This is a genomic window from SAR202 cluster bacterium (assembly GCA_016872285.1).
Taxonomy (GTDB): domain Bacteria; phylum Chloroflexota; class Dehalococcoidia; order Lucifugimonadales.
Window position 1 is genome coordinate 1 of the sequence record VGZZ01000016.1, and the last position, 13934, is coordinate 13934.

The 13934-nt window shown below is 59.1% G+C and carries 12 protein-coding genes; 8 read left to right on the forward strand and 4 right to left on the reverse strand.

Annotated elements, in window-relative coordinates; translation table 11 throughout:
- Window positions 1–182, reverse strand: a 182-nt coding sequence (locus tag FJ320_05985; GenBank protein MBM3925524.1) for an NADP-dependent oxidoreductase, incomplete at its 3' end; no start/stop codon positions are given.
- 129 nt (window positions 183–311) lie between these two features.
- Here FJ320_05985 and FJ320_05990 point away from each other — a divergent pair.
- The 7 genes from FJ320_05990 to FJ320_06020 all read left to right on the forward strand — a co-directional run bounded on the left by FJ320_05990 (window position 312) and on the right by FJ320_06020 (window position 7096).
- Window positions 312–617: a type II toxin-antitoxin system Phd/YefM family antitoxin gene (locus FJ320_05990; GenBank protein ID MBM3925525.1), complete on the forward strand. Its 306-nt coding sequence runs from the start codon at window positions 312–314 to the stop codon at window positions 615–617.
- Window positions 617–1024: a type II toxin-antitoxin system VapC family toxin gene (locus FJ320_05995; protein MBM3925526.1), complete on the forward strand. Its 408-nt coding sequence runs from the start codon at window positions 617–619 to the stop codon at window positions 1022–1024. The genes FJ320_05990 and FJ320_05995 overlap by 1 nt, the downstream gene beginning before the upstream one ends.
- Window positions 1025–1098: 74 nt before the next feature.
- Window positions 1099–2235, forward strand: a complete 1137-nt coding sequence (locus FJ320_06000; GenBank protein ID MBM3925527.1) for a hypothetical protein — start codon at window positions 1099–1101, stop codon at window positions 2233–2235.
- A 126-nt stretch (window positions 2236–2361) separates the two neighbouring features.
- Window positions 2362–2976, forward strand: coding sequence for a nucleotidyltransferase family protein (locus tag FJ320_06005; GenBank protein MBM3925528.1), 615 nt, complete (start codon window positions 2362–2364; stop codon window positions 2974–2976).
- Between the two features lie 613 nt (window positions 2977–3589).
- Window positions 3590–4777 carry a CoA transferase gene (locus FJ320_06010; GenBank protein MBM3925529.1) on the forward strand — a complete coding sequence of 396 codons (1188 nt, stop codon included), beginning with the start codon at window positions 3590–3592 and terminating at the stop codon, window positions 4775–4777.
- 18 nt (window positions 4778–4795) lie between these two features.
- The gene (locus tag FJ320_06015; GenBank protein MBM3925530.1) at window positions 4796–5791 is read left to right on the forward strand and encodes a hypothetical protein; all 996 of its coding nucleotides are present in this window, start codon (window positions 4796–4798) and stop codon (window positions 5789–5791) included.
- 378 nt (window positions 5792–6169) lie between these two features.
- A complete protein-coding gene (locus FJ320_06020; GenBank protein ID MBM3925531.1) occupies window positions 6170–7096 on the forward strand; it encodes an alpha/beta fold hydrolase in 927 nt (308 codons plus the stop codon).
- Window positions 7097–7690: 594 nt separating this feature from the next.
- Here FJ320_06020 and FJ320_06025 read toward each other — a convergent pair.
- Window positions 7691–8245 carry a YkgJ family cysteine cluster protein gene (locus FJ320_06025; protein ID MBM3925532.1) on the reverse strand — a complete coding sequence of 185 codons (555 nt, stop codon included), beginning with the start codon at window positions 8243–8245 and terminating at the stop codon, window positions 7691–7693.
- Window positions 8246–9150: 905 nt separating this feature from the next.
- Between FJ320_06025 and FJ320_06030 the strand changes: the two genes are divergently transcribed.
- A complete protein-coding gene (locus FJ320_06030; GenBank protein ID MBM3925533.1) occupies window positions 9151–9945 on the forward strand; it encodes an SDR family oxidoreductase in 795 nt (264 codons plus the stop codon).
- A gap of 607 nt (window positions 9946–10552) precedes the next feature.
- Here FJ320_06030 and FJ320_06035 read toward each other — a convergent pair.
- Together FJ320_06035 and FJ320_06040 are read right to left on the reverse strand one after the other, a co-directional pair.
- Window positions 10553–12118 (reverse strand): TldD/PmbA family protein, encoded by a 1566-nt coding sequence (locus FJ320_06035; GenBank protein MBM3925534.1) that lies wholly within the window; start codon window positions 12116–12118, stop codon window positions 10553–10555.
- On the reverse strand, window positions 12118–13689 hold the full coding sequence (locus tag FJ320_06040) for a TldD/PmbA family protein (protein ID MBM3925535.1): 1572 nt from the start codon (window positions 13687–13689) through the stop codon (window positions 12118–12120). The genes FJ320_06035 and FJ320_06040 overlap by 1 nt, the downstream gene beginning before the upstream one ends.
- Window positions 13690–13934 lie beyond the last annotated feature (245 nt).

Here is a 13934-nt window from a genome sequence, read left to right on the forward strand (position 1 = left end):
CCCATCACCCACGGGAACCTCACCTCCTCGTTCGGCCCCTCACGAGTCAATATGTCGCTGTAATTCACCCCCGCCGCCTCGACTTGGATTAGCACCTGCCCCTTGCCCGCCTTCGGCTCCGGTGCTTCCTCGTACCGCATCACCTCCGCCCCACCGAATCTATGTATACGTATTGCTTTCATATATTTTTGCCTGTGACTATAAGTCCTTGAAGTTTCGCAAAAAGCCCACGCCTTGGATAGTTACACTTTGGCCCTTGCTAGCGTGCGATATAATAAACAAGCTGACCTATAGGTCACTTGGAGGTTGGCATGACCAAAAAAGTTTCCGCTGCCAAGGCTAAGGCCCATTTCTCTGAGCTCACTGCTAATGTGGCCCGCACCGGCCAGCGGGTCATCATTGAACGACGCGGCAAACCCGTGGCTGCAATTGTTAGCATAGGGGATTTGGAATGTCTGGAACGTGAACAGCGATTATCAGAAGAGCCTGTAGGTGCCCTGGCTCTGGTAGGTGCTTGGAGCGATCTGATGACTGATGAAGAAATAGACCAATTTATAAAGGATATCTATGAATCGCGAGAACGAGACTTCGGCCGGCCAGTGGAGCTGGAGCCTTAATGTACCTGTTTGATACAGATACACTCAGTAATTTAATGCGGCCCACTCCTGTGCCCCCTCTTATCAGAAAGATGGCTTCTGTGCCGAAACCTCAGCAGTTTACTTCAGCTATCAGCTTGAGCGAGCTTTTTTATGGCGCCTACAGGGTAGGGGAAAGAAAGGAACGCCTTCTTGACCAAATTGAACTCCTCTTGTTCTCTAACATAACGGTGCTTCCCTTTGATACTGAAGCTTCCCGACGCTATGGTTCACTGCGGGCTAACCTTGAAAGCACAGGTCAGTTCATCGGAGACCCGGACATCCGTATAGCGGCAATTGCTCTCGCGCGAGACCTTATTGTTGTAACTGGCAACATGCGCCACTTCTCCCGTGTGCCTGGGCTACGAGTAGAAAACTGGCTCCAATAAATCAGTCTTAAGCTCCCTGAAACTCCTATAAATCCTTCCCTCCCACGCCCCAGCCGTGATACGCTTATCGAGTCATGAAAGAAGTCATCCAAGAAGCCGCGCGGCTCCTGGAGCAGGGCCAGCCCTGCGTCCTCGCCACCGTCGTCCGCACCCGGGGCTCCACCCCCCAGAAGCCCGGCGCCAAGCTCGTCGTCCGCGCCGACGGCACCGCCCTCGGCACCCTAGGCGGCGGCTGCGTCGAGGGCGATATCTGGTTCGCCGCCTCGGAGATGCTCAAGCGTCACGAAGGCCCCCAGTTCAAGGACTACTATCTGAACGAGGACATCGCCGCCCGCGACGGCCTGGTCTGCGGCGGCACCATGTACTTCTTCCTCGACCCCCTCAACCCCGACGACTTCCTCCCCTACGCCCGCGACATCCTCCACGCCTACGATGGCGGCCCCGTCTGTGGCGCCGCCACCATCGTCAAGGCTAACGACCCCTCCCTCATGGGCAAACGCCTCCTCCTCCGCGACGACGGCCCCGCCCACGGCTCCCTCGGCTCCCCCACCCTCGACCGCCAGGCCATCGACGCCATCCGCCAGGTCGCCGACCTGGGCAACAACACCTACCTCGTCGCCGACAACGGTACCGAGCTTTTCATCGAAGGCTTCACCACGCCGCCCACCCTGGTCATCATGGGCGGCGGCCACGTCGGCAAGGCCATGTATCACGCCGCCCTCCCCCTGGGCTTCCGCATCTATGTCGTCGACGACCGCCCCGACTTCGCCAGCAAGGAGCGATTCCCCGACGCCGCCGGCGCCGTCCTCGCCCCCTTCGAAAAAGGCCTCGACCAAATCCCCATCAACGCCAACACCTACATCGTTGTCGCCACTCGAGGCCACCGACAGGACGACCTGGCACTAGAGGCTGCCGTCCAGACTCCTGCCACCTACGTGGGCCTCATGGGCAGCAAGCGCAAGACCCTCCTCATCTACAAGCACCTCCTCAAGAAGGGCTACTCACCTGAAGTTCTGCGAAAGGTCAAAGCCCCCGTCGGTCTGGACATCGGCGCCCTCACCCCCGAAGAAATCACCGTCAGCGTCCTCGCCGAAATCATCATGGTCCGACGAGGCGGCAAAGGCGGCCCCATGCAAATGGCCCGCAAATATTTCGACAAAGCCATGGAACAGTCCCGCGCCAAAGAACCCGCCGCCACCCCCTCTGACTAGAATCATCCGCATCCTATCCGTCTTCTTTCCTCTCCCTTGATGGGAGAGGATTAAGGTGAGGGTGAAACCCTAGAAGCACAAAACACATATCTATGCCAACCACCCTTCACCGAAGGTTCTCTATCAGTGTCCTCCCCTAAACCTAAACCTCTCCTCCGCACCGCCGCCCTCCTCCTCGCCGCCGGCGAGTCCACCCGCATGGGCCGGCTCAAAGCCCTCCTCCCCTGGAAAAACTCCACCCTCCTCCAGGCCCAGCTATCCTCCCTCCACGACGCCGCCCTCTCCCCCATCATCCTCGTCCTCGGCCACCGCGCCGCCGACCTCCAGCCCCTCGCCAAACCCTTCCCCGCTGTCCGAATCGTCCACAACCCCCACTACAAACAAGGCAAGACCACCAGCATAAAAGCCGGCCTCGCGGCCCTCAACGACGGTGAAACCGACGCCATCCTAATCCTCAACGTAGACCAGCCCCGCTCCCCCGCCACCCTCCAGCGAATCGTGGAAGCCCACCACCGCTCCCGCGCCGCCATCACCATCCCCACCTACAAAAGCAAAGGCGGCCACCCCGTCATCTATAACATCAGCCTCCTGCCCAAACTCCTCGCTATCTCAGAAGACACCCAGGGCCTCAAAGCCCTCACCCACAACAGCCCCCACCCCATCCTTCGCTTCGACGCCGCCACCCCGGAAGTCATCTTGGATCTTAATACTGAGGAAGACTACCAGCGCGCCATTGATTGAAGACGGAACTCGGCTGAGCCTTCCCGTCAGCTCTAGTCGTCGTTTGTGGTTGGTAACGCCTAAATCTCGGGCCTAAATTTCCACATTAGCCGCATTTATTTAGCAGAACTTCCTCCGCCCTCCGCCCTCCGGCACCGGCTCCGTGAGACGCAAAAAACCAGGCCCAGCGTCCGCCGGGCCTGGGCTAGGTTTTCCTCACCATCGGCCCCACATACCTGGCCTCTAGGGCCAGAGGAGCCTCCCGATGCAATCGGGATTACTTGGCTATATCCTCAAGTTAGCGTGGAGCCTTCAGGCTTTCTGATGCCCCGCTGGCTCTCCTTCACAAACCTCTGCTCAGCGACTCAACCCTTCAAAACCAGCGAGGCGTCTACAAGGGAAGTGCCACTGATGGTTCCATACGTGGCGCCTTACCATCTTCGCCTCCTTTCGCTGTATTTGAGGGTTATGACTATCTTTTACTCATACCTATTTTGATAAAGAATTGTTAAAAAGGCAATAGTTGCAAATCGTATGTTCCGTTTCGTAATTCGTACTCTCGCCGTCCCCCTGCGTCAATTTCCGACTCCTGTGATACCATGGTTCCGCCTCACCACCACCCTGGAGGAATCCCATGAAAGCCCTCGAAGGCGTCCGAGTCCTGGACCTCACCCGCGCCCTGGCCGGACCCTACTGCACCCTCATGCTCGCCGACTACGGCGCCGACGTCATTAAAATCGAAGTCCCCGGCAAGGGCGACGATACCCGCGCTTGGGGCCCGCCCTATATCCACGACGAGTCCGCCTACTTCCTCTCCATTAACCGCAACAAGCGCAGCCTCACCCTCAACCTCAAAGAGCCTGAAGCCCGCGAAATCTTCATGAAGCTCGCCCGCGACGCCGATGTCATCGTCGAAAACTACACCCCCGGCGTCGTCCACCGCCTCGGCATCGACTACGACTCCGTCAAGGCCGTCAAGCCTGACATCGTCTACTGCTCCATCTCCGGCTTCGGCCAGACCGGCCCTTACCGCGAGCTCCCCGCCTACGACCAGATGATGCAGGGCGTCGGCGGCATCATGAGTCTCACCGGCGACCCCGACGGCCCCCCCATGAAAGTCGGCATCGCCATCACCGACATCGGCGCCGGCATGCTCGGCGCCTACGCCGTCATGACAGCCCTCTTCCACCGCGCCCGCACCGGCCAGGGCCAGTACCTCGACGTGTCGATGCTCGACCTCCAGGTCTCCTGGCTCACCTACCAGGCCGGGGCCTACTTCGCTGCCGGCAGCCCGCCCCCCCGAGTCGGCGCCGCCCACCCCAACCTGGTCCCTTACCAGGCCTTCAAGTGTTCCGACGGCAAGTACGTCAACGTCGCCGTCGGCAACGACCGCTTCTGGCTCCGCTTCTGCGACGCCCTGGGCCGACAGGATCTCGCCCAGGACCCCGCCTACGCCCAAAACAAGGACCGGGTGCGGCAGCGCGCCAAACTCGTCGGCATCCTGGAGCAGGAGTTCAAGAAGAAGCCTGTAAAGCACTGGGTACAAGTCCTGGAAAAAGGCGGCGTCCCCTGCGGCCCCATCAATGACATGGCCGATGTCTTCTCCAACCCTCAGGTTATCGAGAGAAAAATGCTGGCGGAGATGGACCACCCCACGGCGGGCCGCATCAAGCAGACCGGCATCTCCATCAAGTTCTCCGACACGCCCGGCGAGATTAAATCGCCTCCGCCGGTGCTAGGTCAGCATAATGAGGAGATTCTTACAAGCCTGGGCTATTCCCGCGATGATGTAAAATCTCTCAAGCAGAGCGGTATCTTATAGCCGACTGCTTGGAGCTATATGGCTACCTTCTACGATGTCGCCCTGGCCAACGACCAGCAGTTCTTTAGCTCCCGCATCCGCGAGTTCTGCGCCCAGTTTGAGCTCTCCTTTTTCCTCATCGAGCCTACCTGGGCCTTCGATTTTCTCTCCAAGCTGGAGGAGCGCGAAATCGGCGTCCGAGTCCTTATCGACATGTCCGCCGACGCCTATGACATCGAAAACATCTACTTCAAAATCGCCAAGGAGGTGGCCGAGCAGGGTGGCTATGTCATCAACGACCCCGACCTCTCCGCCGCCGCCTCCCACAAGGGCCTCTTCCATCATACCCTCGCCAACAACAGCGTCCTCGTGCCGCCCACCGTCATCGTTCCTCGAAAAGACATCGATACCTTCCGCCTCACCAGAGAAATCACTAATCAAATAGGCACGCCCTTCGTGGTAAAGCCCGGCTGGGGCGGTGGACGCATCGGCGTCATCCTGGACGCCACTTCCGAGGACGACATCCTCCGCTCCGCCAAAGAAGCCATCGACTCTGACTCCTTCCTCCTCCAGCGCCGCCTCACTCCCAAGCAGCTGGACAGCCACGTGGCCTGGTTCCGCGTCTTCTACGTCTTCGGCGAGGTTATCCCTTGCTGGTGGGAGCCGCCCGCAAATCAGTACCAGCTTGTCACTCCCCTCCAGCGTAAGACCTACCACCTCTCCGCCCTGGCCCGAATGGCCCGCGAGATCGCCCGCCTCTCCAAGGTCGAGTTCTTCTCCACCGAAATCACCCTCGCCGACGACGGCAAGTTCTACGCCGTCGACTACCTGAACACCGACTGCGATATGCGCGTCAAGTCCTTCTGGCCCACCGGCGTCCCCGACGAGGTCGTCCGCCACATCGCCTGGATTCTTGTAGAGCAGGCCCGCGACCGAGTCCACCGCTCCCGCGGCGTCTTCGACCACGAGCTGCTCATCAAAGACCAGGACTGGAACACCCGCCGCAAAAAAGGCCAGCTCGTCCCCGGCGAATAAAGGATTGAGGGTTTTCTGTCATTCTGAGCCCCGCGAAGAATCTAATCGACGTGACTGCTACTACGCCCATCCTCGCATCCACCTTACCAATTCAAAATTACAGGAGAGGTCGCTTCACCTTCTCTTATCCCTTCCCATTCGACACCTGGTGCTAACTGATGGCCTATGTGTGTTTAAGGTCTGACCGCCACCAAGAAAATCCCTTCTCCCCTTGTGGGAGAAGGCGTAGGTCGAAGACTCGCCGTGGCGAGATGAGGGGTGAATCCCTAGAGCCGAGGAGCCTGTATCACCACCACCTCCCTCTGGCCGATTCCCGTCTGATCCCTTCCTCCCATCCGGGAGGGAAAGTTAGGTAGGGGGCCTCCCCTCGACCCACCCATGCCTATCCTTCTCTTACTTGTCATAATCCTCGCTTCCTTAGCCTTCTTTACCCTCCTCGCCGTCTCCGCCGTCGCCCTCTGGGTCGCCTACGACTACGTCCGCACCCGCCGCTACCCCGTCGACCAGTGGGGCCACCCCTCCGACTTCCCCATCGACTATGAAGACGTCTCCTTCCCCAGCCGCCACGACCTCCTCAAAATCAGCGGCTGGTACCTACCCTCCGGCGACGACTCTCGATGCCTCATCCTCCTCCAGGGCGACGGCCACCACCGCAACAGCCCCGGCATCCGCGCCCTGCTCCTGGGCCGAGACCTGGCGCAGCACGGCTACAGCGTTTTGTTATTCGACTTCCGTGGTCGCGGCGACTCGCGGGGCCATCGAGGCTCCGCTGGCGACCGCGAGCGATGGGACCTCCTCGGCGCCCTCGACTACGTCAACAGCCGCGGCATCCCCACCGAAAAAATCGGCCTCGTCGGCTTCTCCCTAGGCGCCGCCGTCGCCCTCCTCGTCGCCGACCAGGAAAAGCGCATCCCCGCCCTGGTCTCCGATAGCTGCTACCTGGACACCCTCCCTGACCTGGAAAACGTCCCCTTCCTCTTCTTCACCCTTCCTAAATGGTTCCGCGTCCCCACCATCCTCGCGGGCAAGTGGTTCCTCGCCGCCGACTTCAGCCAGGTGCGTCCAGTCAAAATGGTCCATAAAATCGCTCCCAGGCCCGTCTTCTTCATCCACGGCCAGGAAGACCACGTCGTCCCCTACCGAGAGACCATCGTCCTCCACCAGGCCTCCAAAAACCCCAACAATCAGCTCTGGATCGTCCCCGGCGCCGGCCACGTCCACACCTACGCCACCCACCCCAAAGAATACCTCCGCCTCATCGTCCCCTTCTTCAACCGCCACATCCCCAAAGACTCTCCTAACTAGGTCGCCCAATCCGCTCCTCTCGGCTTCCTGCGACGCAACCTTCCCATCTGGGTGGTGTTTCTCTTTAGGAGGGCTGGGCGTTCCCCTCTGGTCCCCCTTCTTCTCCTATTGCAAAGTGCTTCGCTGCCTTAAAGCATATATCGCGGAGTCTCCTCATCCTTGATATTTATTCAATGAGGAGGCTCGATTTATCGGCCCGATGCAATCGGACCGTCCTGAGTATGCCGAAGGAGGGGGTTGTGGTTCCTTATATTCCCTCCCTCTTCTCAAAAAGGAGAAGAGGGCTGCAAGTTCGCCGTGGCGAGATAAAGGATGATGAGGTGCTCATATTATCCTTCCATTTCCAGCAGACCCGTGATGCACATTATGGGTTCAGCTTTGAAAAACCACGAACCTTTCGAAAAATGGGGTCTGGATTGTCCCATCAGGTTCTCCCTCTTCTCCTATTGCAAAGGAGAAGAGGGAGTTAGAGGGTGATGAGGTGATCCTTATTTTCTTTCCCTCTTCTCCCGTAGTCGGGAGAAGAGGGACAAAGGGTGATGAGGGCGACCCGAACGCGAGTGACGCCCGCACCCAGTACCTAGAAGGAGAAAATCACCCCCACTCTAACCCCACAAACTTTAGGAAATCCTCAATCCGCCGTCGCTTTGACGTCGGGTCCTCATTCCACCGCCGCACCTGCTCGTTATACGACTCCTGCGCCTCCGTGTACGACACGTAGTCCCGCCTCACCGGCCCCTCCTCCACCTCCCCATCCGTATCGTGCTTCCCAAAGCACGGCTCGTCTATCAGCCTGAACGGCCCCTGCGGCTTGTCGAAGTCCACCGGTTGGAACGGGTACTGCCGGCAAATGTGCGGCTTGAACTCATGTATCGAACACACGTTGTTCTTCAAAAATGTGCACTGCCCCATGTCCTCATTCTCCACTCGACCCAGCACCATCGCCAGCTTCCCAAACTTGGAATTGAACAGCCTCTCGTCCGACTCCTCCAGCGGCGGCTTAAAGTCCGTAGGCCGGTAAAACTCCACAAACTCCGATATCGGCTTGTTCATCCGATTCTGTATGCGCTTAACATCCACCGGCAGCACCAGCGGCACATACCGCTTGCAGCACTCCCCGCACTGTGTGCATCGCCACTTAATAGCCATAGCCGTCTTAGTTTAACCCATCATTTCGACTGTATCATCATGCCTTTTAACGCCAAGAAATCTCCATCAATGACTGGTCTCATATTTTGTGGAGGCGAGACCATCTCGCCATTAGCCCCTAACGCCTGACGCTAGTTGAGTTGGCGCCTACAAAAAGGAGGCGTGTTTGTCATTCTGAGCCTGCGAAGAATCTAATCGACGTGCCCGTTGCCTCGCCCCTCATGTCACTAACAAGGCTACTATTGTCATTCCGAGCGTAGTCGAGGAATCTGTTATGACGGTAACCTCGTTTCTCATATCACTGACACGCCCCGCATCTTCTCGTTTCCATTGTCGTCAGCGTCTCACACTAGTAACAGCCATCTGTTGGAGCAGGTCTACCGTAACCTTATCTCCTGCCTCACCCATAGAAGAGACCTCCCCTCTCCGACTCTCCTCCCATACCTACCTCTTCTTCCGATGTGACAACTTCTTGTAGCCTTAAGCCTTCTCCTTCTGCTATCCTCTCTATCCCTCCAGCCCATCTCTCCATCGCCCCATCTTCATGAAAGGCCATTGAAAAGATAACAACCGGGACAACCTCTAAAACAATTCTGTATCTAGTCCACGCCTGAAACCCTGAATTGTTTCCCCTAAAAACTTTTTACAAATATCCTCAGGGCGAAAAACCAAACAAGGCTCCACCTCATTCGTTTCCTCAAAACTAAAATTTTAGTGGGGTCTAAAAGAAAATCCATCGCCGTCCGAAATCCCGATGGGATCGGGAGGGAGGCTCATCCGCCTCAGGAGGATCGGCCCTCCCCGCCCCAGCATTAGTTCCTTCCCCACAAAAACTAATCCCCCGCCATTGCCCGCCACTATTCCTTCCCCTATCATTGCCCCAACCCACCCATAAGGAACCTAAAATGGACTTAGGTATAAAAGGACGCGCCGCCATCGTCGGCGGCTCCAGCCGTGGCATGGGCAAGTCCGCCGCCCTCACCCTCGCCCGCGAAGGCGCCTCCGTCGTCATCTGCTCCCGCACCGAGGCCGATATCCGCAAGGCCGAAAAAGAAATCGCCGCCGCCTCCAGCCCCAAGCAGGTCCTCGCCCTCGCCGCCGACCTTACCAAACCCGACGTCATTAAGAGCGTGGTCCGACAGACCCTCGGCCGCTTTGGCCGCATCGATATCCTGGTCAACAACGTTGGCGGCCCGCCCCCAGGCCAGCCCTCCCAGCTCACCGACGAGCAGTGGTACGCCGCCCTTGAGCAAAACTTCCTCAGCGCCGTCCGCATGACCCGCGAGGTTCTCCCCCACATGAAAGAGCGCAAGTGGGGACGAGTCATCAATCTCCTCTCCAACGCCGTCCGACAGCCCGTCCTCGACCTCGTCCTCTCCACCTCCAGCCGCCTCGCCGTCGTCGGCTACGCCAAGATGCTCTCCAACGAGGTCTCCCAGTTCGGGATCACCGTCAACAACGTCCTCCCCGGCCAGGTCCTCACCGACCGCATGACCTCCCTCTACGGCAAAATGGCCAAAGAGCAGGGCCGCGATATGCAAGCCATGATGGACGAAGCCGCGGGCCGAATCCCCATGCGACGCCTCGGCCGCCCCGAAGAAATGGGCGACCTCATCGCCTTCCTCGCCTCAGACCGCGCCAGCTACATCACCGGCCAGAGCATCAGCCTTGACGGCGGCGCCCTCCAAGCCGTGATCTAGGGATGGAATATAGGCGTTCCTAGTAATGAGTTACTCGAGGTAGGTTACCAAATTGCCGTCCAGTAACCATAATATTGGTGAAGTTCCTAGAGCATATGCCAAGGAGGTTTCGCTATGAGGACTGGAGATGTTGACCACAACGTAATTCTCCGCATCGTCCGTGAAATGCATAGGGAGTTTCACACCAAGGATGTCTCTCAACATCCGGCAGCCAAAGCGGCACATAGCCTTCATGTACATGAGCGTAGCTACAACTCGGTCATTGGCAGGCATCTTAGCCGAAACGATGCTGGGATAGGTATCCGTCAAGACGAGTCCCCACGCGGTCGCCGGGGCGTATATTGGATAAAGGCGTGATAGCTGGACAAGGAGCCTGCCCAGGAAATCCCTTCTCCCCTTGCGAGAGAAGGTTAGGATGAGGGGTAAACCCTAGGCAGAGAAGACGAGCATTAGAGTCACTCGCCACCCCTTCTTCCTCCTTCTCCCCCTTGATGGGGGAGAACAGAAGAGAGGGTGAAACCCTAGTTCCACGCCCCGTCCGTCAGGCTAGACCATACCTTCCACGCTGCGTATATCCCCTTCTCCCGCCGCACAAGGAGAGATTCCCCTACCTCTGATAAACCCCCTCCATATACTCCCCTATCTCCTCCACCCTCAGCCCCTCCACCGCCACCTCCGGCGCCCACGTCACCTGGTCGGAAGCCCATCTCACTGTCCCCCGAGGCGGATGCCCTATCCCCAGCACGCTGTTTATCACCCGCAAGATGTTGTCATTCAGCCGCAGCGTGTTCGGCTTGATAGGCGCCGCCAGCCGCCCGCCCTTGATAAGGTACGAGTCCCCCACCACCGTCCCGCTAAAGTCCGCCGCCGTGATGCCGTTCACCGGGTAGGTGTACCACAGCCGCCCGATGTACAGCCCATCATCCACCATCCGCATCAGCTCCTCCGTCGACCGCTTTCTCCGACCCTCCAGCACCAGGTTCGTCGGCGTTATCGACGGCGGCGAGTCAAAGTTCCGGCCTCCGCCTCGGCCCGTCCTGAACCCGTTCCGGGGCGCGATACCCTGGGCCACCCGGCTCGGCTCCACGCCCAGCTTCTCCTTGCCCTTGGGGTCGTGCAGTATCCGCTGAGTCTCGTAATAGTTGGACAAGGCCCCCTTCAATACGCCGTCCTTGATCATCTCCGTCCGGCCCGTCGGCACACCTTCGTCCGTGATAGCCTTCGATGCCGCCAGCCCCGCCGCCGACCCGTCGTCATATAGGTAGACCTCCTCCGACGCCACCTTCTTTCCCATCTTCCCCAGGAACGGCGACGCCCCTGCGTAGAACATATTCAAATTCAGTCCAGGCATCAGTATCCACTCCAGCAGCTCCGCCACCGCCTGCGGCCCCAGGACAACCCTATACGCCCCGGACGCCACCCTCTGCCCGCCGATGGCCCGTATGGCGCTCCGCGCCGCCTCCGCCGCCGAGTCCCCCGCAAACCCCGACAGGCTGGGGCTGGTGCCCCATCCCGTCCCCTTGGCGTCGTGGTCCTCTACCATCGCCGTCGCGAAGGACATAATCAGCGTAGACTCGTCTGTCTGCACCGACGGGAAGTGAAAGGAGCCGACGGCCATCCGTTCCTTCAGCATCACCACGTCGCCGCCCAAAATCAGCCCCAGCTCCTTCACCTTGTCCGGCGACTTGGCCGCCCCTAGCAGCTCCTCCGACGACTGGAATACCTCCAGCGCCCTGTTCACCGACGCCCAGCCCGCCTGCACCAGCTTGCCCCCCTTGGAAGACATCAACACCGGGTCGTGGTACTTGGTCAGCGTTGGCTGCTCTCCCGTCGGCTTGGGCAGCGATACATACTCCGGGTCCAGCACCGCCCCTCGCCGCGCCTTCTCCAGCGCCTTCTTCACGCCTTCGAGTGATAGGTTGGTCGGCTCGCTCCCAAAGCCCGTCTTCACTCCATCTCCCCCCTTCAAAGCCACCCTTATCCCCAACCCATAAGACTCCACCGACTTCGGCTCCTCCACCCCGTTGCTCGGTATCCGTGACGTGTAGTTGAGCCGCACCGTTAGGTTCTCGTTGGCCGATGCAAACACCTCCGCCTCGGTTACATCCTTCTGCGTCTTCAGGTACTTGAGCGCGTCGCTGACGGAACGCTTTAGCTGGGCAATGGACAGCATTAGTTGCCACCTCCCGTCAGCCTGGCTATGCCCCGCATCGTTGGCCCACCGTTGCTCATACGCTTGGCCTGCATCGGCTGCCCCTTGCCGCAGTTGGGTATCGGGTACATGCGGAAGTCATTCCCCACGGCGTCGATGCTCATGAAATAGTCCCTCGTGTCCGACGTTATCCCCCCGTCCCTATACACCTGCCCCAGCTCGCCGTTCCGAATCTCATACACCTTCACCGCCGTAATGCGGAAGTTCTCCCTCGACTCCGCTATCGACGGCGTCCGGTGCCCCGACACGTAGTACCCCTTGTCCACCTCTCTGATGATCTCCTGCGGGTCGCGATTACCCGGCGCAAAGACCGTGTTGGACATGCGAATCAGCGGTATCAGGTACGACTCCGTGGCCCTGAACGACCCGTTAGGTTCCACCCCCAGCACCGCCGCCGTCTGCCGGCTGTTCAGGAACTCCTCAAACACCCCGTTCCTAATGTGGTACGCCCGCCGCGATGGCGTCCCGTCATGGTCGTAGGGATAGTGGCCGTAGCCCTCCACTGTCGGGTCCGAGTAGGCGCTGACCAGCGGCGACGCCACCTGCTTGCCGATCATGTTGTCCTTCAAGTCCCTGAAGAACCAGCTTCGGCCCGCATACGCCGTCTCAAACTTCAGCGCCCGGTCCAACTCCGAAGGGTGCCCCACCACTTCATGCGCTACCAGGGTATTGAAGTGCGGGTCCGTGACTACCACCACCTCCTTCTCCGTGGGCTTCAGGCGCGGCGCCTTGACTAGCTCCTCGGCGTTCTTGCCCAGCTCTTTGCAGAACTCCTCAAAGCTCTTGAGGCTGATGACGCCCTTGTTGTGCCCCTCCGTCAGTACCTCCCACCCGCGCTGGTGGCCGGTGAAGTCGTATATCTCTACTGTCCCGTCCTTCCCGCTTCCTATAACGATGCAGAACCCCTCGGTCTGAGCATAACTGTAATCGATGTCCGCCCCTTCTGAACTCACATACAGCTCGCGAATCAGTGATGTCACCGCCGACGTCGCCGCATACACTACGCTGCTCCCCTCACCCTTGGCAGCCTGGCATCCTTCCACCGCCATCTTTACCGTCGCGTCCAGCGGCACCGACCGCGGGTCATCCCGAAAGATAGGCTTGATAGTGTCCTGCGAGATGTGTACCGGCGCCAGTCCCATGGCATAGAAGCTCTCCGCCAATGCTCCGAACTGCTTGCGGGCCATGGCCTTCTGCCGCGCGCTGGACCTGGCGCGTCGATGCGCCTCCTCTATCCCCTCCCATACCACTGTCTCTATGTTCTTTACGTCCGACGGCCCCAAAATCTTCCCGTAGTACCCCGGCGACGCCGTCTTCCCGCCTGCTATCACCCTCACCCCAAAGTCGAAAGCCACGTCCTCGGCGCTGGCCTTAGGCTGGCCGTTCTCAGACATCGCGCCCTTCTCTTCCTTAAACTCCATCCGCACGTCGCAGTGCTGGAGGCCGGTAAGCCGTTTGGCGCTCTCTGTCACCAGCGCCCTGAGCTTAGGCCGAATCTTGTCCAGGACATCTACTGATACTTTGGAAGGCATAGACCCTCTTTTATTGCGTCGTTAAAGGCATTATAAGCTAGGCTTGAGCCGACCATAAAGCAAGAGCCCCGAATGTTCGGGGCTCTGAAGTCTAAAAGCCATCTCATAAACCCATTATTACCATTGCTATGAACAAGGCTTAGCGCGGCACCCGGTCTCCTTCAGGTCCTCTCTCCCCTTGATGATGGGTGTTGCTAATTAATGGAGGTGTTGGTTTCAACCCAGGTGCCGCCAATCATTGCTAG